Source organism: Cellulomonas sp. PhB150 (genome assembly GCF_003755175.1).
In the GTDB taxonomy this organism is placed as follows: domain Bacteria; phylum Actinomycetota; class Actinomycetes; order Actinomycetales; family Cellulomonadaceae; genus Cellulomonas.
The window spans coordinates 280,638-305,000 of the sequence record NZ_RKHX01000002.1; the positions used below are offsets into that span (position 1 = coordinate 280,638).

Annotated in this window: 27 protein-coding genes and 2 tRNA genes; 23 read left to right on the forward strand and 6 right to left on the reverse strand. The window is 73.0% G+C overall.

Features of this window, described 5'->3' with window-relative positions:
* Window positions 1-154: 154 nt before the first annotated feature.
* From EDF34_RS08670 to nagB, 4 genes are read left to right on the forward strand one after another with little or no spacing between them, the layout of a single operon-like run.
* Entirely contained in the window at window positions 155-1,099 is a 945-nt protein-coding gene (locus EDF34_RS08670; RefSeq protein WP_123370972.1) for a carbohydrate ABC transporter permease, read from the forward strand.
* Window positions 1,096-2,016 carry a carbohydrate ABC transporter permease gene (locus EDF34_RS08675; RefSeq protein ID WP_123370973.1) on the forward strand — a complete coding sequence of 307 codons (921 nt, stop codon included), beginning with the start codon at window positions 1,096-1,098 and terminating at the stop codon, window positions 2,014-2,016. Before EDF34_RS08670 ends, EDF34_RS08675 begins: the two co-directional genes overlap by 4 nt.
* A gap of 1 nt (window position 2,017) precedes the next feature.
* Entirely contained in the window at window positions 2,018-3,040 is a 1,023-nt protein-coding gene (locus EDF34_RS08680) for an ROK family protein (RefSeq protein ID WP_233575282.1), read from the forward strand.
* Window positions 3,040-3,822 carry a glucosamine-6-phosphate deaminase gene (gene nagB / locus EDF34_RS08685; RefSeq protein WP_123370974.1) on the forward strand — a complete coding sequence of 261 codons (783 nt, stop codon included), beginning with the start codon at window positions 3,040-3,042 and terminating at the stop codon, window positions 3,820-3,822. The genes EDF34_RS08680 and nagB overlap by 1 nt, the downstream gene beginning before the upstream one ends.
* Window positions 3,823-3,902: 80 nt before the next feature.
* Here the strand turns inward: nagB and EDF34_RS08690 are convergent, their stop codons facing one another.
* Window positions 3,903-4,433 (reverse strand): hypothetical protein, encoded by a 531-nt coding sequence (locus EDF34_RS08690; protein WP_123370975.1) that lies wholly within the window; start codon window positions 4,431-4,433, stop codon window positions 3,903-3,905.
* A 91-nt stretch (window positions 4,434-4,524) separates the two neighbouring features.
* Here EDF34_RS08690 and EDF34_RS08695 point away from each other — a divergent pair, with 91 nt between their 5' ends.
* Window positions 4,525-4,893 carry a DUF3039 domain-containing protein gene (locus EDF34_RS08695; protein ID WP_199721510.1) on the forward strand — a complete coding sequence of 123 codons (369 nt, stop codon included), beginning with the start codon at window positions 4,525-4,527 and terminating at the stop codon, window positions 4,891-4,893.
* Window positions 4,890-6,746, forward strand: a complete 1,857-nt coding sequence (locus EDF34_RS08700; RefSeq protein WP_370450040.1) for a DEAD/DEAH box helicase — start codon at window positions 4,890-4,892, stop codon at window positions 6,744-6,746. Before EDF34_RS08695 ends, EDF34_RS08700 begins: the two co-directional genes overlap by 4 nt.
* A gap of 11 nt (window positions 6,747-6,757) precedes the next feature.
* Here EDF34_RS08700 and EDF34_RS08705 read toward each other — a convergent pair whose 3' ends face one another.
* Complete coding sequence (locus EDF34_RS08705) at window positions 6,758-7,552, reverse strand: SDR family NAD(P)-dependent oxidoreductase (RefSeq protein ID WP_123371280.1); 795 nt, start codon at window positions 7,550-7,552, stop codon at window positions 6,758-6,760.
* A 268-nt stretch (window positions 7,553-7,820) separates the two neighbouring features.
* Between EDF34_RS08705 and EDF34_RS17685 the strand changes: the two genes are divergently transcribed.
* A complete protein-coding gene (locus tag EDF34_RS17685; protein WP_138067478.1) occupies window positions 7,821-7,976 on the forward strand; it encodes a DUF4175 domain-containing protein in 156 nt (51 codons plus the stop codon).
* Between the two features lie 17 nt (window positions 7,977-7,993).
* Here EDF34_RS17685 and EDF34_RS08710 read toward each other — a convergent pair whose 3' ends face one another.
* Window positions 7,994-9,370 (reverse strand): nicotinate phosphoribosyltransferase, encoded by a 1,377-nt coding sequence (locus EDF34_RS08710; protein WP_123370976.1) that lies wholly within the window; start codon window positions 9,368-9,370, stop codon window positions 7,994-7,996.
* Window positions 9,371-9,404: 34 nt separating this feature from the next.
* On the opposite strand from EDF34_RS08710, the gene clpS reads away from it, so the two are divergent.
* Genes clpS through EDF34_RS08745 form a run of 7 tightly spaced genes read left to right on the forward strand, consistent with a single transcriptional unit; the run spans window position 9,405 to window position 15,026 of the window.
* The gene (clpS, locus tag EDF34_RS08715; RefSeq protein ID WP_123370977.1) at window positions 9,405-9,698 is read left to right on the forward strand and encodes an ATP-dependent Clp protease adapter ClpS; all 294 of its coding nucleotides are present in this window, start codon (window positions 9,405-9,407) and stop codon (window positions 9,696-9,698) included.
* The gene (locus EDF34_RS08720) at window positions 9,695-10,315 is read left to right on the forward strand and encodes a DUF2017 domain-containing protein (RefSeq protein ID WP_123370978.1); all 621 of its coding nucleotides are present in this window, start codon (window positions 9,695-9,697) and stop codon (window positions 10,313-10,315) included. Before clpS ends, EDF34_RS08720 begins: the two co-directional genes overlap by 4 nt.
* A 10-nt stretch (window positions 10,316-10,325) precedes the next feature.
* On the forward strand, window positions 10,326-11,141 hold the full coding sequence (gene murI, locus EDF34_RS08725; protein WP_123370979.1) for a glutamate racemase: 816 nt from the start codon (window positions 10,326-10,328) through the stop codon (window positions 11,139-11,141).
* Complete coding sequence (locus tag EDF34_RS08730; protein ID WP_123370980.1) at window positions 11,138-11,923, forward strand: MBL fold metallo-hydrolase; 786 nt, start codon at window positions 11,138-11,140, stop codon at window positions 11,921-11,923. The genes murI and EDF34_RS08730 overlap by 4 nt, the downstream gene beginning before the upstream one ends.
* A gap of 31 nt (window positions 11,924-11,954) precedes the next feature.
* Window positions 11,955-12,740 (forward strand): ribonuclease PH, encoded by a 786-nt coding sequence (gene rph / locus EDF34_RS08735; RefSeq protein ID WP_123370981.1) that lies wholly within the window; start codon window positions 11,955-11,957, stop codon window positions 12,738-12,740.
* A complete protein-coding gene (rdgB, locus tag EDF34_RS08740; protein ID WP_123370982.1) occupies window positions 12,737-13,351 on the forward strand; it encodes an RdgB/HAM1 family non-canonical purine NTP pyrophosphatase in 615 nt (204 codons plus the stop codon). The genes rph and rdgB overlap by 4 nt, the downstream gene beginning before the upstream one ends.
* Window positions 13,344-15,026: an ABC-F family ATP-binding cassette domain-containing protein gene (locus EDF34_RS08745; protein ID WP_123370983.1), complete on the forward strand. Its 1,683-nt coding sequence runs from the start codon at window positions 13,344-13,346 to the stop codon at window positions 15,024-15,026. Before rdgB ends, EDF34_RS08745 begins: the two co-directional genes overlap by 8 nt.
* Here EDF34_RS08745 and EDF34_RS08750 read toward each other — a convergent pair.
* Entirely contained in the window at window positions 15,021-15,569 is a 549-nt protein-coding gene (locus EDF34_RS08750; RefSeq protein WP_123370984.1) for an NUDIX hydrolase family protein, read from the reverse strand. The two genes, EDF34_RS08745 and EDF34_RS08750, sit on opposite strands and share 6 nt — an antisense overlap.
* A gap of 153 nt (window positions 15,570-15,722) precedes the next feature.
* Here EDF34_RS08750 and trxA point away from each other — a divergent pair, with 153 nt between their 5' ends.
* The 3 genes from trxA (at window position 15,723) to EDF34_RS08765 (ending at window position 16,954) form a co-directional block, all read left to right on the forward strand.
* The gene (gene trxA, locus EDF34_RS08755) at window positions 15,723-16,088 is read left to right on the forward strand and encodes a thioredoxin (RefSeq protein WP_123370985.1); all 366 of its coding nucleotides are present in this window, start codon (window positions 15,723-15,725) and stop codon (window positions 16,086-16,088) included.
* A gap of 90 nt (window positions 16,089-16,178) precedes the next feature.
* Window positions 16,179-16,688, forward strand: coding sequence for a helix-turn-helix domain-containing protein (locus EDF34_RS08760; RefSeq protein WP_123370986.1), 510 nt, complete (start codon window positions 16,179-16,181; stop codon window positions 16,686-16,688).
* A gap of 32 nt (window positions 16,689-16,720) precedes the next feature.
* Window positions 16,721-16,954: a DUF86 domain-containing protein gene (locus EDF34_RS08765; protein WP_158615069.1), complete on the forward strand. Its 234-nt coding sequence runs from the start codon at window positions 16,721-16,723 to the stop codon at window positions 16,952-16,954.
* 5 nt (window positions 16,955-16,959) lie between these two features.
* Here EDF34_RS08765 and EDF34_RS08770 read toward each other — a convergent pair.
* Window positions 16,960-17,045, reverse strand: a tRNA-Leu gene (locus EDF34_RS08770).
* Window positions 17,046-17,079: 34 nt separating this feature from the next.
* Window positions 17,080-17,547, reverse strand: a complete 468-nt coding sequence (gene bcp / locus EDF34_RS08775) for a thioredoxin-dependent thiol peroxidase (RefSeq protein WP_123370988.1) — start codon at window positions 17,545-17,547, stop codon at window positions 17,080-17,082.
* Window positions 17,548-17,649: 102 nt separating this feature from the next.
* Here bcp and EDF34_RS08780 point away from each other — a divergent pair, with 102 nt between their 5' ends.
* The 6 genes from EDF34_RS08780 to EDF34_RS08805 all read left to right on the forward strand — a co-directional run bounded on the left by EDF34_RS08780 (window position 17,650) and on the right by EDF34_RS08805 (window position 24,256).
* A complete protein-coding gene (locus EDF34_RS08780; RefSeq protein ID WP_123370989.1) occupies window positions 17,650-17,946 on the forward strand; it encodes a co-chaperone GroES in 297 nt (98 codons plus the stop codon).
* 80 nt (window positions 17,947-18,026) lie between these two features.
* Window positions 18,027-18,102, forward strand: a tRNA-Lys gene (locus EDF34_RS08785).
* 86 nt (window positions 18,103-18,188) lie between these two features.
* The gene (locus EDF34_RS08790) at window positions 18,189-19,709 is read left to right on the forward strand and encodes a PQQ-binding-like beta-propeller repeat protein (RefSeq protein ID WP_123370990.1); all 1,521 of its coding nucleotides are present in this window, start codon (window positions 18,189-18,191) and stop codon (window positions 19,707-19,709) included.
* Between the two features lie 33 nt (window positions 19,710-19,742).
* Window positions 19,743-21,215: a PQQ-binding-like beta-propeller repeat protein gene (locus EDF34_RS08795; protein WP_148076604.1), complete on the forward strand. Its 1,473-nt coding sequence runs from the start codon at window positions 19,743-19,745 to the stop codon at window positions 21,213-21,215.
* Between the two features lie 40 nt (window positions 21,216-21,255).
* Window positions 21,256-22,707, forward strand: coding sequence for a PQQ-binding-like beta-propeller repeat protein (locus tag EDF34_RS08800; RefSeq protein ID WP_123370992.1), 1,452 nt, complete (start codon window positions 21,256-21,258; stop codon window positions 22,705-22,707).
* A gap of 115 nt (window positions 22,708-22,822) precedes the next feature.
* The gene (locus tag EDF34_RS08805) at window positions 22,823-24,256 is read left to right on the forward strand and encodes an NAD(P)/FAD-dependent oxidoreductase (protein ID WP_123370993.1); all 1,434 of its coding nucleotides are present in this window, start codon (window positions 22,823-22,825) and stop codon (window positions 24,254-24,256) included.
* The last annotated feature ends 107 nt before the right edge of the window (window positions 24,257-24,363 follow it).

The following is a 24,363-nucleotide window of genomic DNA, read 5'->3' on the forward strand; positions in this document are numbered from 1 at the left end:
GGTGGTCGGCTGACCACGGTCAGCCGACCACCGACCACACGATCACCCGTCGACGACCCGGCAGGACGCCGGACGTACGACCCCCTGATCCGGCGCGGCCGGGCCTGCTCCCAGCGGGCCGGCTCGGCTGCGCCATCAGACTGGAGCTCTCCTCATGGCAGCCACTGCCCCCACGGTTTCCGGGACCACGACGCCGTCGGTCCCACCCCTCCGCCGCCGCCGGCCGAAGCTCGGCGCGTACGGCCTGCTCGTCCCGGCGAGCATCCTCATCGGCGTCGCACTCGGGTACCCCCTGGTCCGCCAGTTCGTCATCAGCTTCCAGGAGTACGGCCTCAAGCAGCAGTTCGGGGCCCCGGCCGAGTGGGTCGGCCTGCAGAACTACACCGACCTGCTGACCGACTCCTACGTGTGGACCGTCATCGGTCGCTCGGTCGCCTTCTGCTTCGTCAACGCCATCGTCACGATGGTCATCGGCATGAGCCTCGCCGTCCTGATGCAGCGCATCGGTCGCGCCGCGCGGATCACGCTGCAGGTCTCGCTGCTGCTCGCCTGGGGCACGCCCGTGCTGGCGTCCATGACGGTGTGGCAGTGGCTGTTCGACACGCAGAACGGCGTCATCAACTGGGTGCTGTCCCACGTGCTCGGCATCGACTCGATGGCGCAGCACTCGTGGATCATCGAGCCGCTGTCGTTCTTCTTCGTCGCGACCGTCATCGTCGTGTGGATGTCCGTGCCGTTCGTCGCGTTCTCGATCTACGCGGGCCTGCTGCAGGTGCCGGCCGAGACGATGGAGGCCGCGCAGCTCGACGGCGCGTCCGCCCGCCAGCGGTTCTGGGGCATCACGATCCCGATGATCCGACCCGTCCTGTCGATCGTCCTGCTGCTGCAGGTGATCTGGGACCTCAAGGTCTTCACGCAGATCTACGTGCTGCAGCGCGCCGGTGCGCCGACGCGCGACACCAACCTGCTCGGCACGCTCATCTACTCCTACTCCAAGGAGTTCGGCATGGCCGGGGCGCTCGCCACGATCATGCTCGTGCTGACCCTCGCCCTCACCGGGTTCTACATCCGGCAGATGCTGAAGGAGGACGAGCTGTGAGCACCGTCTCCGCCCCCACCACGCTCGGCACCCCCGCCGCGCGACCGACCAAGGTCGCCCGGACGAGCTCGACGGAGTCGGGCCGCAGCCAGACCTCGAAGTCCCGTCGCCTGCTCGGCGCGCTGGCCGTCGTCGTCGCGCTCGCCTGGGTGTTCCCGATCTACTGGATGATCAACAGCGCCTTCCAGCCGCTGAACAAGCTGCAGGCCGAGAATCCCGCGTGGCTCCCGCTCGGCGGCACGATCGCCAACTTCCGCCAGGTGCTCGACGACGGCACGTTCTGGGCCGCGATGCGGACCTCGCTGTCGGTCGTCGTGATCGTCCTCGTCGCGGCGCTGATCTTCGCGTTCCTCGCCGCCCTGGCCGTGAGCCGGTTCCGGTTCAAGGGCCGCAAGTCGTTCATCCTGACGATCCTCGTCGTGCAGATGATCCCCGCCGAGGGCCTGTTCATCTCGCAGTACCAGGTGCTCGACGGCTGGGACCTGGTCAACAAGGTCGCGGGCCTCGCGCTCGTCTACACCGCGGCGATCCTGCCCTTCACGATCTGGATGCTGCGCGGCTTCGTCGCGGGCGTGCCGATCGAGCTGGAGGAAGCGGCGATGGTCGACGGCCTCTCGCGCGTCGGCGCCTTCTTCCGCATCACGTTCCCGCTGCTGGCCCCGGGCCTCGTGGCCGCCGGCGTGTTCGGCTTCCTGCAGGCCTGGAACGAGTACACGCTGGCCCTCGTGGTCATGACCGATCCCGCGCAGCGCACGCTACCGCTGTGGCTGCAGGGCCTGGTCGAGTCCAACCGGGCCACCGACTGGGGCGTCGTCATGGCCGGCTCCGCGGTCATCGCCATCCCCGTCATCGTGTTCTTCCTGTTCGTGCAGGGCAAGATGACGTCTGGGCTGGTCTCCGGAGCGGTGAAGGGCTGACGTGAGCGAGCAACTCATCACGGCACCCGGGCAGGTGTCGCAGACCGACACGCCCGTGAGCGTGGTCGGCACGCCCGACGGCTCGCGGCCGGGCTGGTCGATCGGCCTCGACGTGGGCGGCACCAAGGTGCTGGGCGTGGTCCTCGACCCGTCCGGTGCGGTACGGCACCAGGTCCGCGCCGCCACGGTCCGCGGGATCGACGGGGTCGTAGGTGGCGTCGTCGACGCCGTGCACGACCTGGCCGACCTCGCCGGCGTGGCCGTCGAGGACCTGGCGGGCATCGGCATCGGCCTGCCCGGCGTGGTCGATCCCCGCGACGGGACCGTCGAGCACGCCGTCAACCTCGGCATCGTCGAGAGGGTCGCGCTGGGGGCGCTCGTCGCCGCCCAGCTCGGTGCGCAGCTGCCCGTCCAGGTGGAGAACGACCTGAACATGGCCGCTCTCGGAGCCGCGCACGTCATCACCGAGCCGGTCGCGGACCTCGCGTTTCTCGCGCTCGGCACGGGCGTGGCCGCCGGGCTGCTGCTCGACGGCCGGCTGCGCCGCGGCGCGACGGGTGCGGCCGGGGAGATCGGCCACCTGACGCTCATCGTCGACGGCCTGCCGTGCAAGTGCGGGCAGGCGGGGTGCGTCGAGCAGTACGCCTCGGGCACGGCGATCGACGTCGCCTGGCCCGGACCGCACTCGCGCCCCGCGCCCCTGGAGCTGTTCGACGCCGCCGCGGCGGGCGACGCCCGGGCGATCGAGGTCCGCGACCAGTTCGCCTGGGCCGTCGCCTCGGCGGTGCGGATCCTCGTCCTGACGTGCGACGTGCAGCACGTCGTGATCGGCGGCGGCGTGTCCGGCGTCGGCGCACCGCTGCTCGACGCCGTCCGCGGCGTGCTCGCGGCCGAGGCGCAGGCCTCGCCGTTCCTCGCCTCGATGGGCCTGGCGATGCGCGTCAGCCTCGCGCCGGCCGGTTCGCCCGTCGGGGCGATCGGCGCGGCCCTGGCCGGCCGGCTCGCCCGGGAAGGAGCCATCTGATGGAGGTCGTCATCGCACCCGGCCCCGAGCTGGGGCGGATCGCAGCCGACGCGATCGAGGCGCTCCTGCGCGCCCGCCCGGCGTCGGTCATCGGCCTGGCCACGGGCTCGAGCCCGCTGGCGGTGTACGACGAGCTGGCCCGGCGTCACGCCGAAGACGGGCTCTCGTTCGCGCAGGCGAAGGCATTCATGCTCGACGAGTACGTCGGCCTGCCCGCCGACCACCCCGAGCGGTACCGCAACGTCATCGAGAAGGAGATCGCCTCCCGCGTCGACTTCGCGCCCGGCGCGGTGCAGGGCCCGGACGGGCTCGCTGCCGACGTCATCGCGGCGTGCGCCGACTACGAGCGGGCCATCACGGACGCCGGCGGCGTCGACCTGCAGATCCTGGGGATCGGCACCGACGGGCACGTCGCCTTCAACGAGCCCGGCTCGTCGCTGGCCTCGCGCACGCGCATCAAGACGCTGACGCGCCAGACCCGCGAGGACAACGCGCGGTTCTTCGGCGACGACATCAGCCAGGTGCCCGAGCACTGCCTCACGCAGGGGCTCGCGACGATCATGTCCGCCCGCCACCTCGTGCTCCTGGCGACCGGCCGCGGCAAGGCGGAGGCCGTGCACCAGCTCGTCGAGGGCCCGGTCAGCGCCATGTGGCCCGCGACCGTGCTGCAGCACCACCCGCACGTGACCGTGCTGGTCGACGACGCGGCCGCCTCCCGCCTGCAGCTCGCCGACTACTACCGCGAGACGTACGCCGCCAAGCCCGACTGGCAGCACCTGTAGCTCCCCGGTTCCGCGACAGCCCGGCCCGCCACCACCCCTCGGCGCGCCGGGCTCTCGCCTGCCCCCGCGATCTGACGCGGTCAGAGGAGGGCGAGGGCGAGCCAGGTCAGGAGGATCGGGGCCAGGAGCAGGTTCCACGTGCCGAGCGAGTCGAGGACGCCCAGGGCCTCGCGGGTGTCGGTGTCGCGCAGGTCCGCGCGCTGCCGCGAGCCGCGCCGCGTGCGGACGGCCACGTCGACGAGGACCAGCACGATGCCGAGGGCGATCGCGGCCGGCGCCGGGAGCGTGACGAGCGGCGCGGTGACGACATGTGCGCAGACCGTCGCGGCGACGGCCGTCACCCCGACGACGAGCAGGGCGCGACGCGCGCCGACGAGCCACGCGGCGTGCTCGAGCGCCTGCCGCTCGCCCACGCGGGCCAGCACGACGGCCGCGACGCCGAGTGCGACGGCGCCGAGCACCGCGCCGAGCGTCACGGTCACCGGCCCGCCGCCCTTCCCGCCCACGAGCACGAGCAGCACGCCGACGAGCGCGCCGAGGTGGGGCAGCACGCGTCCGGCGGCGGACGCCCAGGTCGGGGCGGCGTCGCGGGCGGGAAGCGTCTGCGTCATGGGCGGCACGCTAGCGAGAGCGTGTTTCGGCGGTGTTCCACGAGGCGTGCGTGCCTCGAGCGTGTCGGGGCATCGACGTACACTCGTGGCCATGAGTGAGCCCCTGCCGCAGCCCGCGCCCGTCGACCCGAGCGGACCGGACCAGGGGACCGCGACGAGCGTGCTGGAGCGCCAGGAGACGACCGAGCAGGTCGAGCCCGGCGACCACGAGCGCTTCGCGCACTACGTGCGCAAGGAGAAGATCATGGCCTCCGCGATGAGCGGCAAGCCCGTGATCGCGCTCTGCGGCAAGGTCTGGGTGCCGGGCCGCGACCCGAACAAGTTCCCCGTCTGCCCGGTCTGCAAGGAGATCTACGACGGTCTGCGCGAGCCGCAGGACGGCGACGACAAGGGCTCCGGTGACAAGGGCTCGGGCGACGGCGGCGGCCGACGGTTCGGCTTCGGCCGCGGCGGCAAGTGAGCGGCGCCCCGCGCCCGTCGTCCCCCTCCTCCCAGCCCACGGACCTGTTCGCCGCGCACGCAGCGAGCACCCACGCCTCGGCGTCCGCCGCGGAGCACCTGCCCCCGGCGTTCCCCAGCCGTGCGCCGTGGGGGACGGCCGGCAAGCTGCGCGCCTGGCAGGCGGAGGCCATCGAGCGCTACCGGGACGCGTCACCGCGTGACTTCCTCGCGGTCGCCACACCGGGCGCCGGCAAGACGACGTTCGCGCTGCGGATCGCCACCGAGCTGCTGCAGGCCCGGATCGTCCGGCGCGTGACGGTCGTCGCGCCCACCGAGCACCTCAAGCGGCAGTGGGCGGACGCCGCCGCGCGCGTCGGGATCAAGCTCGACCCCAACTTCAGCAACGCGCAGGGTCGCCACGGCCACGGGTTCGACGGCGTCGCGGTCACCTACGCGCAGGTGGCCAGCAAGCCCGCGCTGCACGCCGCGCGCACGTCGGCCGCGCCGACGCTGGTCATCCTCGACGAGGTCCACCACGGCGGTGACGCGCTGTCCTGGGGCGACGCCGTGCGGGAGTCGTTCGAGGGGGCCACGCGCCGGCTCGCGCTGACGGGGACGCCGTTCCGCTCCGACACCGCGGCGATCCCGTTCGTGCGCTACGACAAGGACGGCCACGGCATCCGGCGCAGCGTCGCCGACTTCACCTACGGCTACGGCGACGCGCTGCGCGACCACGTCGTGCGACCGGTGATCTTCCTGTCCTACAGCGGCTCGATGCGCTGGCGGACCAAGGCGGGCGACGAGATCAGCGCGCGGTTGGGGGAGCCGCTCACCAAGGACATGACCGCGCAGGCATGGCGCACCGCGCTGGACCCGAACGGCGAATGGATCCCGAGCGTGCTCGCGGCCGCGGACCGGCGGCTCACCGAGGTCCGCCGCGTGGTGCCGGATGCCGGCGCGATGATCATCGCCACCGACCAGACCGACGCGCGGGCCTACGCGGGCCACCTGGCGCGCCTGACGGGGGAGTCGCCGACGGTCGTGCTCTCCGACGACGACGGCGCGAGCGACCGCATCGACGCGTTCTCCGCCGGTGACTCGCGCTGGATGGTCGCGGTGCGGATGGTGTCCGAGGGCGTCGACGTGCCGCGCCTGGCGGTCGGCGTCTACGCGACGAGCACCGCGACGCCCCTGTTCTTCGCCCAGGCGGTCGGCCGCTTCGTGCGGGCCCGCCGCCGCGGTGAGACCGCGTCGGTGTTCCTGCCGTCCGTCCCGCAGCTGCTCGGCCTCGCGAACACCCTCGAGCTCGAGCGCGACCACGCGCTGGACCGGCCCAAGACGGCCGAGGAGCAGGGCGCCGACTACAACCCCGAGGACGCGCTGCTGGCGGCGGCCAACTCCGAGCGCAATGGTGGGGACGCCCTCGGGCCTGACGGCAAGATGGGCGCGTTCGAGGCGCTCGAGGCGCAGGCGTCGTTCGACCGCGTGCTGTTCGACGGCGGCGAGTTCGGCACGGGCGCCGAGGTGGGGTCCGACGAGGAGCTCGACTTCCTCGGACTGCCCGGGCTGCTCGACGCCGACCAGGTCTCCGAGCTGCTTCGGCAGCGGCAGGCCGACCAGGTCAGCGGCAAGCGGCGGGCCGCGGCAGCAGCCGCGCCCGTCGAGGAGATGGACCACCGCAAGCAGGCCGAGCTGCGCAAGGAGCTGGCCCAGCTCGTCGGCGCGTGGGCGCGACGCAGCGGGCAGCCGCACGGGTCGGTGCACTCCGAGCTGCGCCGCCGCTGCGGAGGTCCCGAGGTCGCGCTCGCCGATCCCGACCAGCTCACGGCGCGCGTCGCGATGGTGCGCCGGTGGTTCGTCGGGCAGAAGTAGGGGTCAGCCGCTCACGGCAGGATCGAGTCCACGTAGCCCCCGTCGACCCGCACAGCGGCCCCCGTGGTCGCCGACGCGAGCGGCGAGGCTAGGTACGCGACGAGGTGAGCGATCTCCTCGGGCTCGATGAGCCGACCCAGCAGCGACTGCGGCCGGTGCAGCCGCATGAACTCGCGCTGGGCGTCATCCCACGGCAGGTCGCGGTCGACGAGCTGGTAGACGAAGTCCTCCACGCCGCCCGTGTGCGTGGGCCCGGCGATGACCGAGTTCACCGTGACGCCCGTGCCCGCGGCCTCCTTGGCGAAGCCGCGCGACACCGCGAGCAGCGCGGTCTTCGAGGTGCCGTAGTGGATCATCTCGCGCGGGATCACGACCGCGGAGTCCGAGGCGATGTCGATGACCCGCCCCCATCCCCGTGCGGTCATCCCCGGCAGGAAGGTGCGGATGAGGCGCACGGCACTGAGCACGTTCACGTCGAAGTAGCGGCGCCACTCGTCGTCGCTGATGTCCAGCGCGGGGACGGCCTCGAAGATGCCGAGGTTGTTGACCAGCACGTCGACGTCGGGCAGAGCGGCCACGAGCGCCGCGACACCGTCCGCGGTCGTGACGTCCGCGGGGGCGTCGACGACGTCCGCCGCGGGCACCTCGGCGCGGACCGCGGCGACGGCGCGCGCGACCGACTCGGCGCTGCGGCCGTTGATCGCGACCCTGGCGCCGGCGCTCGCCAGCGTCGTGGCGATGGCCAGCCCGATGCCCTGCGTGGACCCCGTGACGAGGGCCGTGCGGCCGGCCAGATCGATCTGCAACGCGCTCATCCGTCCTCCTGAATCGATTCGCTTTACGCCTCGACGGCACCGGACGACAAGGGTCGTCTCAGGATGTGGAATGCAGCCGAAAATGCGTCTGTGCAGGTCAGCGTGCTGGACAGGTGCCCACATAGCAGCAGCGCACGGACGTGCAACTTTTTCACCCCGGGTGCGGGAGCGTTCCCAGGCTGCCAGCCTTGAGGTGTTGCAAGGGCCCCGGGTACCCCCGGGATGCCCGTTCGGTGACCACGAACGAAAGGGTCAACCCATGCCCCTCTGGCTCATTCTCATCATTGTCGGTGCCATCCTCGTCGTTCTCGGGATCGGCGGTGTCGGGTCGTTCCTCCTCTGGATCGGCGTGGCAGTCCTCGTCGTCAGCCTGATCCTCGCGCTCGTCGGCCGTGGCCGGAGCAGCAGGATCTAGCCAGGCTCGCCGGGCACCTACGCCCCGAGCCCCAGCTTGACCGTCGGCACCGCGGCCTCGTCGGCCGACAGCCGCCGCGCACCGCGCGGCAGCTCGTCCCGCGAGGCGCGGTGCCGACGTGCTGCGGCCTCCACGCCGCCGGCACCGACCCACGCAGGGTCCACCACGCCGTCCGTCACGAGCGGCACGTGCAGCGGCCGCAGCCGCCCACCGGAAGTTCCCCCCGACGCGTCGGGGAGGCCGCCAGCGTCGTCGACCTCCTCGGCGTCTGGCCACGCGCGCACGAGCGCGTCCGGCCCCTCGACCAGCACCTCCGCGACGGCCCGCCCGTCGGCGTCGAGCCGGCGTGCGGCGGCCTTGCGCCCGCCCACGCTGGTCTTGTCCCGTGACGCCTTCGCCACCGGCGCCAGCTCGCCGTCCGCGCCCTCGCGCGCGACGAGCTTGTAGACCATGCCGCAGGTCGGTGCGCCCGAGCCGGTGACGAGCGACGTCCCGACGCCGTAGACGTCGACCGGCGCGACGGCCAGCGCGGCGATCGCGTACTCGTCGAGGTCCGAGGTGACGACGATCTTCGTCTCCCGAGCGCCCGCCGCGTCGAGCTGCTGGCGGACCTCCGCGGCGAGGCCGCCGAGGTCGCCCGAGTCGAGCCGCACGGCCCCGAGGCCGGTGCCCGCCGCGGAGAGCGCGAGCTCGACCCCGCGCCGCACGTCGTAGGTGTCGACGAGCAGCGTCGTGCCGGCGCCGAGCGAGGCCACCTGTGCGGCGAAGGCCGACTCCTCGTCGTCGTGCAGCAGCGTGAAGGCGTGCGCGGCCGTGCCGATCGTCGCCAGCCCGTACCGCCGCCCGGCCTCGAGGTTGGACGTGCCCGCGAAGCCCCCGACGACGGCGGCGCGGGCCGCCGCGACCGCGGCCTGCTCGTGCGCCCGGCGCGAGCCCATCTCCAGGCACGGCCGGTCCACGGCGGCGCTGGTCATCCGCGAGGCGGCCGACGCGATCGCCGAGTCGTAGTTGAGGATCGACAGGACCAGCGTCTCGAGCAGCACGGCCTCGGCGAACGTGCCCTCGACGACGAGCACCGGGGAGGACGGGAAGAACGCCTCGCCCTCGGCGTACCCGACGACCGACCCGGTGAACCGGTAGTCGGCCAGGTAGGCGAGCGTGCGGTCGTCGACCACGCCCTCGTCGGCCAGCCAGTCGAGCTCGGCGGTGCCGAACCGGAACGTGTCGAGCGCCTCCAGGATCCGCCCCGTGCCCGCGACGACGCCGTAGCGCCGGCCGGGGGGCAGGCGCCGCGTGAAGACCTCGAACACGCAGCGACGGGCCGCGGTGCCGTCGGCGAGGGCGGCCTGCAGCATCGTGAGCTCGTACCGGTCGGTGAGCAGCGCGGTCGACATACGCCTCAACCTAGAGGCTGCCTAGAGTGGGCGCGTGCCCGTGATCACAGCGCCCGAGGAGACCGCCGAGGCGGCGACCGACGCGGCTGTCGCCGACCCCTGGGTCACCATCGTCTGGAACGACCCCGTCAACCTCATGACCTACGTGACGTACGTGTTCGAGACGTACTTCGGCCACCCGCGCGCCAAGGCCGAGAAGCTCATGAAGCAGGTGCACACCGAGGGGCGGGCGGTGGTCTCGACGGGCTCGCTGGAGACGATGGAGGTCGACGTGCAGGCCATGCACGGGTTCGGCCTGTGGGCCACGCTGCAGCGCAGCGGCCAGTGAAGGCGTTCCGTCGCGCCCGCGGGGCGTACGTCGCGCGGCTGACCGACGACGAGCGGTACGTGCTGGCCGCCGCGGCGTCGGACGTCGCGTCGATGCTCGACGACGAGGAGGCGCCCGAGACCGACGACCTGCTCACCGGGCTCGCGCACGACCTGGCCCGGCCGACGCCCCGGCCCGACGACCCCGCGGTGCGCCGGCTGCTGCCGGACGCGAGCCGCGACGACGAGGCGCTCGCCGCGGAGTTCCGCCGCCTCACGCAGGCAGACCTGCGCGCCAGCAAGTCCGCGGGCCTGCGCAGGCTCGCCGCGGTGCTGACCGAACGGCCGGGCAAGCGATCGTCCGAGGTGGTCGTCGAGCGCTCCGAGGCGCGTGCGGTGGCGTCGGCGATCACGGACATCCGCCTCGTCGTCGCCGAGCGGCTCGAGATCCGCACCGACGAGCAGGCCGAGGCGATCTACGACATGAACGCCGTCCCCGAGGGCGCCCGGCAGCTCGTCGCCATCTACGGTGCGCTGTCCTGGATGCAGGAGTCGTTGGTCACGCTCATGCTCGACGACGCCCGTGCGGCGTCCGACGTCACACCTCCTGACCCGTCGTCGGGCGAGCCGTCCCGCTAGGCTCGGCCGGGTGAACGACGCCCCCATCGGGATCTTCGACTCAGGCGTCGGGGGTCTGACGGTCGCGAGGTCCATCCTCGACCAGCTGCCCCACGAGTCCACCGTCTACATCGGGGACACCCTCAACACCCCGTACGGCAGCAAGCCGCTCGCGGCGGTCCGCGCGCACGCGCTCGAGGTCATGGACGACCTGGTCGACGCGGGCGTCAAGCTCCTGGTCATCGCGTGCAACACCGCCTCGTCGGCCATGCTGCGCGACGCGCGCGAGCGGTACACGCTGCGCCGCGGCATCCCCGTCGTCGAGGTCATCCTGCCGGCGGCCCGACGCGCCGTGGCGGCCACCCGGTCCGGGCGGATCGGCGTCATCGCCACGAAGTCGACCGTCGAGTCCCGCTCGTACGACGACGCCTTCGCCGTGGCGCCCGGCATCAGCCTGGTCACGCAGGCGTGCCCGCGGTTCGTCGAGCTCGTCGAGGCCGGCATCACCTCCGGGCCCGACGTGCTGGCGCTCGCGCACGAGTACCTGGACCCGGTGCGGGAGGCGGGGGTCGACACGCTCGTGCTCGGCTGCACGCACTACCCGCTGCTCACCGGCGCGATCTCCTACGTGATGGGCGAGGACGTCACGCTCGTCTCCAGCGCCGAGGAGACCGCCAAGGACGTCTACCGCACGCTCGTCGCGCACGACCTCGAGCGCGACCCCGCGGCCGGCCCCGCCGAGCACCGCTTCCTCGCGACCGGCGACCCCGCCGCGTTCCAGACGCTCGCGCGCCGCTTCCTGGGCCCGGAGGTCGGGCTCGTCGAGCCGCGGGAGGCCCTGCGATGAGGCTCGTCGTGCTCGGCTGCGCCGGCTCCTACCCGAGCCCCACGTCCGCTGCCTCGGGCTACCTCGTGCAGGCCGACGACGCCGCCGGTCGCACCTGGTCGGTGCTGCTCGACCTCGGCAACGGCGCGCTCGGCCCCCTGCAGAAGTACGGCGACCCGACCGCGCTCGACGCGATCGCGCTCAGCCACCTGCACTCCGACCACGTGGCCGACATGGTGGTCCTCAACGTCCTGCGCCGCTACCGGCCCGGTGGCCCGCTCGAGCCGGTCGACGTGTGGGGCCCGACCGGCACCGCGGAGCGGCTGACCCAGATCGCCGGCTCCGACCCCGCCACCGACGTCGGCGGCCAGTTCCGGTTCCACGAGTGGGACCCGGCCGCTCCCGTCGTCGTGGGCCCGCTGACCCTGACTCCCGTCGCCGTCGAGCACCCCGTTCCCGCGTTCGGGATCCGGGTGCAGGGGCCGTCCGACGAGGACCCGGACCGGACCGTGACCCTTGCCTACACGGGGGACACCGACGCCTGTGACGGGCTCGACGAGCTCGCGCGCGCCGACCTGCTGCTGTCCGAGGCCGCCTTCATCGAGGGGCGTGACGACGCGGTGCGGGGCGTGCACCTGACGGGCCGCCGCGCGGGGGAGGCCGCCACCGCCGGGGGCTCCGGGCGTCTGGTGCTCACCCACCTGCCCGCCTGGACGCCCGCCGAGATCGCGGTCGCCGAGGCGCGGGAGACGTACGCCGGGCCGATCGACGTCGCCGAGCCCGGTGCGACCTACGTGCTCTGAGGCTGTCGGCGCGCTTCGTTAGGCTCTGCGCATGACTTCCCCCTCCACCACCTCCGTTCGCGCCGACGGCCGCGCCGCCGACGAGCTCCGCCCGATCACCATCACCCGCCGCTTCCTCAGCGCGGGCGAGGGCAGCGTGCTCGTCGAGTTCGGCAACACGAAGGTGCTGTGCGTCGCCTCGTTCACCGAGGGCGTGCCGCGCTGGCGCAAGGGCTCGGGCGAGGGCTGGGTCACCGCCGAGTACTCGATGCTCCCGCGCGCCACGGACAGCCGCTCGGACCGCGAGTCGGTCCGCGGCAAGGTCGGCGGTCGCACGCACGAGATCTCCCGCCTCATCGGCCGTTCGCTGCGCGCCATCATCGACGTGTCCGCGCTCGGTGAGAACACGATCGTGCTCGACTGCGACGTGCTGCAGGCCGACGGAGGCACCCGCACCGCCGCGATCACCGGCGCGTACGTCGCGCTCGCCGACGCCGTCGAGTGGGCGCAGGGCAAGCGCCTCATCAAGCCAGGCCGCACGGTGCTGACCGACTCGGTCGCCGCCGTCAGCGTCGGCATCATCGACGGCGTCCCGATGCTCGACCTGCCCTACGTCGAGGACGTCCGCGCGGAGACCGACATGAACGTCGTCGTCACCGGCTCGGGCACGTTCGTCGAGGTCCAGGGCACGGCAGAGCACGCACCCTTCGACCGCGCCGAGCTCGACGCCCTGCTCGACCTGGCCGTGGGCGGCACCGCCACGCTGTCCGCGCTGCAGCAGGCCGCCCTCGCCGCGGCGCCTGGCGACGGGTCCGCCACCCGCGCGGTGACCGCGTGAGCCCTCGTCTGGTGCTCGCCACGCACAACGCGCACAAGGTCGGTGAGCTGCGCGCGATCCTCGCGCCGGTGCTTCCCGAGCTCGCGGGCGACGACGTGGTGGGCGCGCGGGACGTCGGCGCGCCCGAGCCCGTCGAGGACGGCGTGACGTTCGAGGCGAACGCGCTGATCAAGGCGCGCGCGCTGGCGGCGTTCACCGGGCTGCCCGCGGTCGCGGACGACTCCGGCCTCGCGGTCGACGTGCTGGGCGGGGCGCCGGGGATCTTCTCTGCGCGCTGGGCCGGCCGGCACGGCGACGACGCGGCGAACCTCGCGCTGCTGCTGGCGCAGGTCGCGGACATCGCCCCCGAGCACCGGGGCGCCCGGTTCGTGTGCGCGGCCGCCCTGGTGACGCCCGACGGCTTCGAGCACGTCGAGTCGGGTGCTCTCGTCGGCACGCTGACGTACGAGCCCCGGGGTGCGGGCGGCTTCGGCTACGACCCCGCGCTCGTCCCGCTGGGCGAGTCCCGCACGTGCGCGGAGCTCAGCCCCGACGAGAAGAACGCGATCAGTCACCGCGGGCAGGCCTTCCGGGCGCTCGCGCCCGTGATCGCCCGCGTGCTGCGTGGCTGAGCCGGTCTGCGTCGTCGCACGGGGGGTCACCTTCGGGTACCCCGGGCGGCCCGTGCTCGACGGCCTCGACCTCGTGGTGTCCGCGGGCGAGCGCCTGGGCCTGGTGGGCGAGAACGGCGCGGGCAAGACGACGCTGCTGCGCGTCCTGGCGGGCTCGCTGCAGCCGACGGCTGGGTCCGTGGCGCGGGTCGGCTCGCTGGCCGTCGTCGACCAGGAGCTCGACGTGCCGCCCGGGACCACGATCGGCACCCTGGTCGAGCAGACGTCCGCGGCGACCCGGGCCGTCGCCGACGAGCTCGAGGAAGCCATCGCCGGCTTCGACCACGAGACCGGCGACCTCGGTGCGTACGCCGACGCGATGACCCGCTACGAGCAGCTCGCCGCGTGGGACGTCGACCGGCGCATCGACGAGGCGCTGACCCGGTTCGGTGCACCGCGGGACGTGACCCGCGAGCTCGCGACCCTCAGCGTGGGGGAGCGGTACCGCGCGCGGCTGGCCTGCCGGATCGCCGAGCGCTCGGACGTGCTCCTGCTCGACGAGCCCACCAACCACCTCGACGCCGCGGGCATCGACTACCTGACGGGTCGGCTCCAGCAGTGGGCCGGCGCGGTCGTCATCGTCACGCACGACCGCCGGCTCCTCGACGACGTCATGACCGCGATCCTCGACCTCGACCCCGCGATGGACGGCCGGCCCGCGCTCTACGGGGCGACGCGGTACGCCGACTACCGGTTCGCCAAGGACCGCATGCTGCTGCGCTGGCGCGCCCGCTACCGCGCCGAGCGCAAGCGCGCCCTGGTCCTGGCCGCCCAGCTGGACCGGTCCTACGAGGGCCTGTCCGACGAGTGGCGACCGCCGAAGGGGTCGAACAAGAACCGCCGGGCGACGCACGCGCGCGGGCACGTGAAGGCCGCCGACCGGCTGGTCGAGAAGCTCAAGGCCGAGGCCGTCGAGGTCCCCGTGCCCCCGCTGAGCCTGGCGTTCCCGGACCTCCCGTCGCTGCCGAGGCGCGCGTCCACCGGCGCCGACCCCGATCGGCCGCTCGATCCGTCGGCGGACCGCGCCGCGGCCCACGCGGGCCCTCTGCTCGAGATCCGCGCCCCGCGCGTCGAGGGACGGCTGGACCTGCCCGGACGCCGGATCGACATCGGCGCGTGCGGCCGCCTGCTCGTCGTCGGGCCGAACGGGTCCGGCAAGTCGACCCTGCTCGCCGCGCTGGCCGGCAGCGTGGACCTGGACCGGGGGACCCGGGTGCTCGCGCCCGGCGTCCGGCTCGGGGTGCTGGCGCAGGAGGGGCCGGCCGAGCACGCCGCCGAGCCCACGACCACGGCGTTCGACGCCTACGCCCGGCACGCGCTGCGGCTGCTGGAGTCGGGCACCCTGGACCCGGACCAGCTGGTCCCCGTCGCGGCGCTCGGCCTGCTGACCGAGGACGACCTCGACCGCCCGCTGCGCGAGCTCTCGGTCGGCCAGCGCCGCCGGTTCGATCTCGCGTGCGCGCTGCTCGCCGCTCCGCACCTGCTGATCCTCGACGAGCCGACCAACCATCTGTCCGTCGGGCTGGTCGACGAGCTGACGGAGGCGCTGCGGCTCACGTCGGCCGCCGTGGTCGTGGCGACCCACGACCGCCGCATGCGCGCCGACCTCGCCGACTGGCCGGTGCTCGAGCTATAGCCGCCCGACGTGCGCCATCGCCTGGCGCAGCAGCACGCCCTGCCCTCCGTTCATCTCCACCTGGACCTGCTCGGCGCACGCCTCCTCCGGCGTGAGCCAGGCGAGGTCGATCGCGTCGTGCTGGGGCAGGCAGTCGCCCAGCACCGGGACGACGTAGGCGAGCGACACGGCGTGCTGGCGGGGGTCGTGATACGCCGTGACGCCGGGGGTCGGGAAGTACTCGGCGACCGTGAACGGCTGCGGCGAGGCGGGGATCTGCGGCAGGGCGACCGGGCCAAGGTCCTTCTCGATGTGCCGCACGAGGGCGTCCCGCACGCGCTCGTGGTACATCACGCGGCCCGAGATCAGCGCACGGGACATCACGCCCTCGCGGGTCACGCGCAGCAGCAGGCCGACGGCGATCACGTCGCCGGAGTCGTCGACGCGCACGGGGATGGCATCGACGTAGACGATGGGCATCGAGCGCCGCACCTGGGCGATGTCGTCGCTGCTCAGCCACCCGTCGGGTCGCTCGGGCACGGGGAACTCGGCGGAAGCGGTCACCGCTCGTTTCTACCCCGAGCGCGCGCGAGGCGCCTCCAGGCGCGCAGAGGGTGGGCGAAAGATCGCGTTCACCGTGCGAGACGGTGCCGGCCTGGGAATAGTCGAGGGTGTCCAGGCGCTGAGGTGGCCGGACAACCGACACCGGGAGGAACCATGCCCACCACCACGCTGACCGCCGAGACCATCGGCCAGACGCTGCAGGACAACGAGATCGTGCTGATCGACTTCTGGGCCGAGTGGTGTGGCCCGTGCAAGCGCTTCGGTCCCGTCTTCGAGGCCTCGGCCGACGAGAACTCCGACATCGTGCACGCGAAGGTCGACACCGAGGCCGAGCAGGCGCTCGCCCAGGAGCTGCAGATCTTCTCGATCCCCACGCTGATGGCCTTCCGCGACGGGATCCTGGTCTTCAACCAGGCCGGCGCGCTGCCCGCCCCCGCGCTCGCGCAGGTGGTGGAGGCCGTCAAGGGTCTCGACATGGACGACGTGCGCGCGCAGATCGCCGCCGGCGCCAAGGAGTAGTTGCTCGCGAAGGCGGCGTCCCCCCGAGTGGGGACGCCGCCTTCGTCGTACCAGCGCCCGTGCGCATACCGGTACAGGTATCATCGGGCCATGACCACCTCGACGTTGATCCGGGCCACCAGGGAGCGTGCCGGGCTGAGTCAGGCGCGGCTCGCGGCACTCGCCGGGACGTCGCAGCCCGCCGTCTCACGGTACGAGGCCGGCACCGCTTCGCCGTCGATGGCGACGCTGGAGCGACTCATGGCTGCCATGGGTGCACGGCTCGAGGTCCAGGTGGTCGATGCTGCGCGCACGCTGGATGCCCGGACGGAGCGCATGGTCAAGCTTCGGACCAGCCGCGCACAGATCTTGGCCGCGGCCCGCGCTCACGGCGCGAGCAACGTCCGCGTGTTCGGGTCCGTCGCACGAGGCGAGGACACGGCTGAGTCAGACGTCGACCTGCTCGTCGACATGGATGTGCGGTCTCGAGGGCTCTTCCCTCTGGATGACCTACGCCTCGAGCTCGAGGGGATCCTTGGCGAGCCGGTCGATCTCGTCGCCGAGCAGATCCTCGCCCCGCACGTCGCGGCGAATGCACTGCGTGAGGCAGTCGCGCTATGACGAGGAGCGACGCCGACCGGGCGCGCGACGTCGTGGAAGCGATCGACGCCATCACCTACCGGATCATCACGATCGGAGAGGCAGCCAAGGCGCTGTCCAGCGAGGCTCGGGCCGGTAGCGACGTGTCGTGGAGTGACATCGCTCGGATGCGCGACCTGCTCACCCACCACTACCACCGTCGCGACGTCGCCGTCGTGCGTGCGACCGTCGATGGGCACCTCGACGCTCTGCGTCGAGCGTGCGTCGTGATCGAGGCCGATCGCTGAAACCATGGTGCGGGAGACGGGATTTGAACCCGCACGCCCTCTCGGGCACCAGGACCTAAACCTGGCGTGGCTGCCGTTTCACCACTCCCGCGTGCGGCCGAGTCTCCCAGAGACCAGGCCGACCGTCAGGCGACGCCCAGGTCTCGCCGCAGCTTGGCGACGTGGCCGGTGGCGCGCACGTTGTACTGGGCGACCTCGACGTGCCCGTCGGCGCCGACGACGACCGTCGAGCGGATCACGCCGGTGACGGTCTTGCCGTAGAGCTTCTTCTCGCCCCACGCGCCCCAGGCCTCGAGCACCTCACGCGTCGGGTCGGACGCCAGGGGGAACGTGAGCTGCTCGGCCTCGACGAACTTCGCCAGCTTGGCGACCTCGTCGGGCGAGATCCCCACGACCGCGAAGCCGGCTGCGGCGAGCGCGGAGAGGGAGTCACGGAAGTCGCATGCCTCCTTGGTGCACCCCGGGGTCATCGCGGCCGGGTAGAAGTAGACGATGACGCGCTGCCCGCGCAGGTCCGCGAGGTGCACCTGGCTGCCGTCGGCGGTGGCCAGCGTGAAGTCGGGGGCGAGGTCGCCGGGGGCAAGACGAGGCACGGATCCTCCTGAGATCGAGTGCGCCCAGCCTACGGTCAGCGCGCGGGTACGGTCGGATCTGTGAGTACCTCCACGCCCGAGCCCGGCGCCCTGCCCATCCGGATGCTCAACGACCGTCTCCTCGTCTCGCTCGACGCTGCGGCGGGGGAGCGGCGCTCGTCGGCCGGGATCGTCATCCCCGCGACGGCGGCCGTCGGCAAGCGGCTCGCGTGGGCCGACGTCGTCGCCACCGGGCAGCACGTGCGGCAGGTCGAGGTGGGTGACCGGGTGCTGTTCGACCCCGAGGAGCGCGCCGAGGTGGAGCTCGAGGGCGCGACGTACCTGCTCCTGCGGGAGAAGGACGTGCACGCTGTGGCCGCTCCGGGCAGTGCCGGCGCGGGCACCGGGCTGTACCTGTGAGGCCGCGTTCGTGACGCTCGTCACGAGGCGGGATCTCGATTGGCAACCTGGGCCAGAAGGCTGCTAACGTTCTGCACCGCGCGCCATTAGCTCAATTGGCAGAGCAGCTGACTCTTAATCAGCGGGTTCGGGGTTCGAGTCCCTGATGGCGCACCATCGAAGGCCCTTCACCAGCGGAAACGCGGGTGGGGGCCTTCGTCGTTTGCCCGCGCTCGGCAGCGCTCGCGCGCTAGGGTCCCCGCATGGCGCGCGGGGGCGAGATGCAGACGGTCGAGCTCGACGACGTCCCCGAGGTCGCCATCGCGGAGGTCGACGACCGGCCGAGGCGCGTCCGGTGGCGTCGCCCGCTGGTCGTCGTGGGCGTCCTCGCGCTCGTCGGCGGTGCGCTCGCCGGGGGGCAGTGGGTCGTCGATGCGCGCGAGCGGTCGGCGATCGCCGCCCTGGAGGGCATCCCCGGGGTGATCGCGCCGATCGGCGGAGACGTCGAGGTGATCGGGACCGTCTCTCGGGCCGAGCTCGGTGACCAGTTCGGCGGCAGCGGTGAGGTGACTAACGGCGAGGACGGGTCGCAGGTCTATCACTGGTACGACGGCGAGACCGGGGCGACCCTGTGGTCCGCACCTCTCCTGGGTCCGACCCCGACGCTCGGGTACGACGAGGGGAGCGAGCAGGAGATCCACATCGCCACCTACTGCCAGCTGGGCGATCACGAGGACGAGTCGGACGACACGAGTCCCGCGGGCCGGGTCGTCTGCCTCGTCAGCGACGGCGGCGACAAGATCGGTGAGGACTTCATGGGGACGTCGCTCCCGGTGACGACGACGCGGCTCGTCGTCCTCGACACCGCCGACGGCTCGGTCGTGGCCGACCGGTCGATCGACGCGGCCCGGACCCTCACCCTGGTTCCCGGGCTCGCGGTCGTAGCGGGCCTGCGGGACGGCGCCCCGGTCGTGACCGCGTACGACCTGGAGACCGGTGCCGAGGCGTGGCGCGACGAGCTCCCCGCCAGCACGGTGGCGAGCGAGGACGTGGCGATGGGATGGAGCGACGCCTTCGTCTCGTCGGCCGGCCGGCGGATCGTCCTCCAGTCACCGGTCAACCGCCTCACCGTGCTCTCGAGCGTCGGGAAGGTCCTGCGAGACGTCGACCTCCCGACCGACCGGAGCATCGACGGCTGGTGGGTCGTCGGGGGCACCGATCGCCTGATCTACTCGATCGCCGACGGTGGTGGCGGGAGCACGCCGATGCTCGTGATCGACGACGACGACCCGACCAAGGATCGCGCGCTCGTCGGGACGCAGGTGTACGTCCCGATCGACGACGGCAGCCTGCCCGGGCTCGTCCTGACGGGCGGGGGCAGGCTCCGAGCGTGGGACGCGGCCACGGGTACGGCGTCGTGGTCGTCGGACGACGGCCTGGCCAGCAGCATCGACCAGGCGATGATCCTGCGCGGCGACGTGATCGTGACGTCGTCCAACATCCTCGCCGCCTTCGACGGCACGACCGGCGAGAAGTTGTGGACCCGCACGCTCGCCGCGGGAGCGGTCGTGACGAACATGTTCACCGACGGCCGGAACCTCTTCCTCGAGATGGACAAGGGCGACGGCGAAGACGTGCCGCTCGTCACCGCCTACGACCGCACGAGCGGCGAGGAGGCGTTCTCGATGGCCTACCCGGCAGGGATCGACCAGGTCTTCCCCGGTGCCCACGGCCGGCTCATCGGGCACGAGTCCGCGGGGGACCGGTACGTCGAGCTCGGCTGAACCGGCTCAGCAGCGGGCGACTAGAGTCCGAGAATGGGGCACGGCGGTCGCATGCAGGAGGTCGAGATCCTCGACCTCCCGGGCGAGCCCGCCCCCGCGGACGAACTGCCTCCGCCCCGGCGCGGCCGGTGGGTGGCGCTGGGCGTGGTCGCCGCGGTCGCGGCCGTGCTGCTCGTCGGGCAGAGCGTCCTGGATGCCCGGGAGCGTGCCGCGATCGCGGCCCTCGCCGACGTGGACGGCGTCGTCGCGCCGGTCGACGAGAACCTGCAGGTCCTGCGGACCATCCCGAGCACAGCCGGGGCGGCGGTGTGGGGGACGGGTGGCTCGGTCATGCCTGGCGAGGACGGCAGCCTGTCGTACGACTGGCTCGACCCGGACACCGGCGCGACGTTGTGGACGACGCCGCTCCTGGGCCCGACGCCCGCGCTCGTCGACGTCGAGCACGTGTCGGGCCTGACGACCTGCGAGCCCGAGCTGGCCAGCCGCCAGACCGACGTGCGCGACGCGTCGCGCATCGTGTGCCTGGTCACCGACGGTGGCGTCGAGTACGGCGACGAGGGCGCGCCCAAGCTGCTGGTGGCGAAGGCGACTCACCTCGTCGTCCTGGCCGCCGCGGACGGCTCGGTCCTGGGCGACTGGCCGATCGATCCTGCGGTGAGCATGGCGGTGCTGCCCGGCCTCGCCGTGGTCACGAGCACGACCGACGACGCGACGGACGTGACCGCCTACGACGTCGAGTCGGGCGAGCAGCGGTGGAGCACGACGCTCGACGACTCGCGACCCTCGACGCAGTGGGTGGGGGCGTGGATCGCACGCCTGGACGACCTGCTCGTCGTGCAGGTGCGCGAGTCGCGGCAGACGATCATGATGGCGGCCGACGGCAGCGTGCTGCGGGACCTGACGAGCGAGCAGGGATCCAGCTTCCAGGGCTGGGACATCGACGACACCACGGGCCGCCTGATGTTCTCGTCGCAGGCGTCCGACGGCACGTCGACGATGACCGTCGTGGCGGCGGACGGCGACCCGAGCAAGGACCGCGTGCTGCAGGGGCAGCAGGTCACGTTCGGTGTCGACGACGGCAGCGTGCCCGGCCTCGTCGTGACGACCGACGGGGCGGTGCGCGCGTGGGACGCGCGCTCGGGCAAGGCGCTGTGGTCCAGCGGCGTCGCGATGTTCGCCGACCAGGCGATGGTGCTGCGCGGCCGCGTGTTCATCGGCACGGGCGACAGCGTCTCCGCGCTCGACGCCCGCACCGGCGAGACGCTGTGGACCCAGAAGGGTGAGGCGGGGCGGTACCTGGTCGGCCTCTTCACCGACGGGACGCACGTCCTGGCGTCGCTCGCCGCGGGCGGCGAGCAGCCGTCCGTGCTCGTGGCGTACGTGCCCTCGACCGGGGAGCGGGCCTTCCAAGCGAGCCTCCCGCCGGGGATCGAGCAGGCGATGCCGTTCGACAAGCAGCTCGTCGGCTTCGACAGCGAGACCGGGGACTACGTGATCCTGGGCTGATCGGCCTTCTGTGCGAGTCCGCGCGCGTTACGGTCCCGCCATGGGGCGCGGGGTCATGCAGGAGGTCGTGGTCGACGACGGCACCGACGACGCTGCGCAGGTCGGCCCGCCGACGGGGTCCCGCCGCCGGCGCGGGTGGCTCGCGGTGCCCGTCGGGCTCGTCGTCGTCGGCGTGCTCGTCGCGGCGCAGCACACCATCGACGACCGCGAACGGTCGGAGATCGCCAGGCTCGCGGACGTGCCTGGCGTCCTGGAACCTGTCGATCAGCACCTCGACGTGGTCACGCGGGCCACTGGCGCCGATGCGGCGTGGATGTTCACTCCCGAGGGATCCGTGGTCCAGGCCGCTGACGGCTCGCAGGCGTACGTCTGGCGGGACCGGCGCACCGGCACGGTGACGGGATCGGTGGCGTTGCTGGGTCCGACCCCGGCCCTTGCCGGGAGCCAGTTCTACGACGGCACCGCGTGCCAGTCCGACGGCGGTCGCGTCGTCTGCCTCGTATCCGACGGGGGCACACCCGATTCTCGGGGTCCGAAGCCAAAGGCGATCGAGGCCACGTCGACCCGCGTCATCGCGTTCCGTGCCGATGACGGCTCGTCGATGGCCGAGTGGCCGATCGATGGTGGCGACAGCTTCGCGGTGCTGCCGGGTGCCGTCGTCGTCGCGACCCTGCGGGACCAGACCGCCGCCGTAACCTCCTACGACCTGCTCACCGGGGAGGTCCGATGGCAGCTCCAGCTCGGGAGTCGCACCGAGCTGGACGACGGCGGTGAGGCCGCGCAGCACGTCGGCATCCGGCTCGCCGACGACCGTCTCGTCGTCCGGTCGGACGACGGCAGGACCGCGGTGGTCTCGACCGAGGGTCACCTCCTGCGGGATGTCCGCGTCGAGGCAGGCCCCGGGTTCCTCGGCTGGTCGACGATCGGTCCCGACCACATCAGCTGTGCCTCGCTCGGCTCCGACGGGGTGCCGACCACGACGGTCCTGTCCGCGGACGGAACACCCCAGGACGACCTCGTCCTGACCGGGCAGGAGGTCGCGATGACTGTCGACGACGGCAGCCTGCCGGGCCTGATGCTCACGAGCGCGGGCACTGTGGAGGCGTGGGACGCCACCTCGGGAAGATCGCTGTGGGTGACGGACGACCCGGTGTCCGCCGAGCAGGCCATCGTCCTGCGCGGTCGGGTGTACGTGGCCGGGGCAGGAAGGATCGTCGCGTTCGACGGACGCAGCGGCGCCGCGCTGTGGACCGCCGGTGACCCCGATCGCATCGTCGTCTCCACGTCGCTCTTGACGGATGGCCGGAACATCCTGCTTCCCCAGGACTCGAGCGGAGGGGCGGGCCGCGGTGAGCTCGTGGCGTGCGACGCCGTCACCGGCGACGAGGCCTTCCGGGCGCGGTACCCCGACGGGGTCACCGATCTGGTCAGCAACGGGCGGCAGCTGGTCGGCTACGACGCGAGCAGCGAGGCCCACGCGCTCCTCCGCTGATTCGCGGGGTGCGTGGGGCGGTTCGGGCGACTCGTCCTGCGGTCGGTGCCCGGACGGGCGACGATGGCTGAGGTCCCGGCGGTCGGCGTCGGGCAGGCACGGACAGGAGACCGCGATGGCGGACAACGAGACCTTCGACGTGATCGTCGTCGGGGGTGGGGCCGTCGGCGAGAACGCCGCCGACCGCGCCAGTCGGAGCGGGCTGAGCGTGGCTCTCGTCGAGCACGCGCTGGTCGGCGGCGAGTGCTCCTACTGGGCCTGCATGCCGTCCAAGGCGCTGCTCCGCCCGGGTGCTGCGCTCGCGGCCGCTCGCGCCGTTCCCGGGGCGGAGGCAGCCGCCGACGTCGACGTGTCGGCGACACTGGCGCGCCGCGACGAGGTCGCGGCCCACTGGGACGATTCGGGCCAGGTCTCCTGGGTGGAGAGCGTCGGCCTCACGCTGCTGCGCGGCCACGCCCGGTTCACCGGCCCGCGCGAGCTGGTGCTGACCTCCGAGGACGGCGAGCAGCGGGTGTCCGCACGGCACGCCGTGATCGTGGCGACGGGCTCGGCAGCGATCGTGCCCGACGTCGACGGGCTCGCAGCCGCCAAGCCGTGGACCAGCCGCGAGGCGACCTCCGTCCGGCAGGTGCCCGCGCGCCTCGTCGTGCTCGGCGGTGGCGTCGTCGGCGTCGAGATGGCGACCGTGTTCGCGGACTTCGGCAGCGAGGTGACGCTCGTCGTGCGCGGCGACCGCCTGCTCGCCGGCGCTGAGCCCTTCGCGGGTGAGGCCGTCGCGACGTCGCTCGAGTCGCTCGGTGTCACCGTGCTGTTCGGTGCGGAGGCCACCGCGGTGGCGCGCGACGACGACGGCGTCCACGTGACGCTCGGTGACCGCACCGTCGACGCCGACGAGATCCTCGTGGCGACCGGCCGCCGGCCGCGTACCGACGACCTGGGCCTGGAGAGCGTGGGCCTGACGCCCGGGCGGCCGATCGAGGTCGACGACACGCTCGCCGCGACCGGCGCGGACGGCGGCTGGCTCTTCGCGGTCGGCGACGTCACCGGCCGGACGGCGACGACCCACCAGGGCAAGTACGACGCACGCGTCGTCGGCGACGTCGTGGCCGCGCGGTTCGGGTCCGACGAGACGCTGCGTGCCGCCGAGACCGACGCCGGCCCCTGGTCGCGCTACCGCGCGACCGCCGACGAGGCGTCGGTGCCCCAGGTCGTCTTCTCCCGCCCGGAGGTCGCCTGGGTCGGCCACACCGAGGCGAGCGCGAGGAAGGCGGGCATCGACGTCCGCGTCGTGCCGTACGACCTGGCCAACCTCGCGGGCGCGAGCGTGCTCTCGCCCGACTACGGCGGCACCGCGCAGCTGGTGCTCGACGACGCCCGGGGGACCATCGTCGGCGCGACCTTCGTCGGGCCCGACGTGGCGGAGATGCTGCACGCCGCGACGATCGCGGTCGTCGGGCAGGTGCCGCTCGCCCGGCTCTGGCACGCGGTGCCGGCGTACCCGACGCTGAGCGAGGTGTGGCTCCGCTTCGGCGAGGCTGCCGGCCTCTGACCGGGCGGCCACGAGTCGCCGATCGCGGGGCCGGGTAGTCGGTTCGGCGACGGGTCGTCGGTTGCAACCGACGACCTGACGCCAAACCGACGACCCGACGCGGAATC

Coding starts and splice junctions, on each gene's coding strand:
- EDF34_RS08670 (WP_123370972.1), top strand. CDS start 155: ATGGCAGCCACTGCCCCCACGGTTTCCGGGACCACGACGCCGTCGGTC.
- nagB (WP_123370974.1), top strand. CDS start 3,040: ATGGAGGTCGTCATCGCACCCGGCCCCGAGCTGGGGCGGATCGCAGCC.
- EDF34_RS08690 (WP_123370975.1), bottom strand. CDS start 4,433: ATGACGCAGACGCTTCCCGCCCGCGACGCCGCCCCGACCTGGGCGTCC.
- EDF34_RS08695 (WP_199721510.1), top strand. CDS start 4,525: ATGAGTGAGCCCCTGCCGCAGCCCGCGCCCGTCGACCCGAGCGGACCG.
- EDF34_RS17685 (WP_138067478.1), top strand. CDS start 7,821: ATGCCCCTCTGGCTCATTCTCATCATTGTCGGTGCCATCCTCGTCGTT.
- EDF34_RS08710 (WP_123370976.1), bottom strand. CDS start 9,370: ATGTCGACCGCGCTGCTCACCGACCGGTACGAGCTCACGATGCTGCAG.
- EDF34_RS08730 (WP_123370980.1), top strand. CDS start 11,138: ATGAGGCTCGTCGTGCTCGGCTGCGCCGGCTCCTACCCGAGCCCCACG.
- rph (WP_123370981.1), top strand. CDS start 11,955: ATGACTTCCCCCTCCACCACCTCCGTTCGCGCCGACGGCCGCGCCGCC.
- trxA (WP_123370985.1), top strand. CDS start 15,723: ATGCCCACCACCACGCTGACCGCCGAGACCATCGGCCAGACGCTGCAG.
- EDF34_RS08760 (WP_123370986.1), top strand. CDS start 16,179: ATGACCACCTCGACGTTGATCCGGGCCACCAGGGAGCGTGCCGGGCTG.
- EDF34_RS08780 (WP_123370989.1), top strand. CDS start 17,650: ATGCTCAACGACCGTCTCCTCGTCTCGCTCGACGCTGCGGCGGGGGAG.
- EDF34_RS08790 (WP_123370990.1), top strand. CDS start 18,189: ATGGCGCGCGGGGGCGAGATGCAGACGGTCGAGCTCGACGACGTCCCC.
- EDF34_RS08795 (WP_148076604.1), top strand. CDS start 19,743: ATGGGGCACGGCGGTCGCATGCAGGAGGTCGAGATCCTCGACCTCCCG.
- EDF34_RS08800 (WP_123370992.1), top strand. CDS start 21,256: ATGGGGCGCGGGGTCATGCAGGAGGTCGTGGTCGACGACGGCACCGAC.
- EDF34_RS08805 (WP_123370993.1), top strand. CDS start 22,823: ATGGCGGACAACGAGACCTTCGACGTGATCGTCGTCGGGGGTGGGGCC.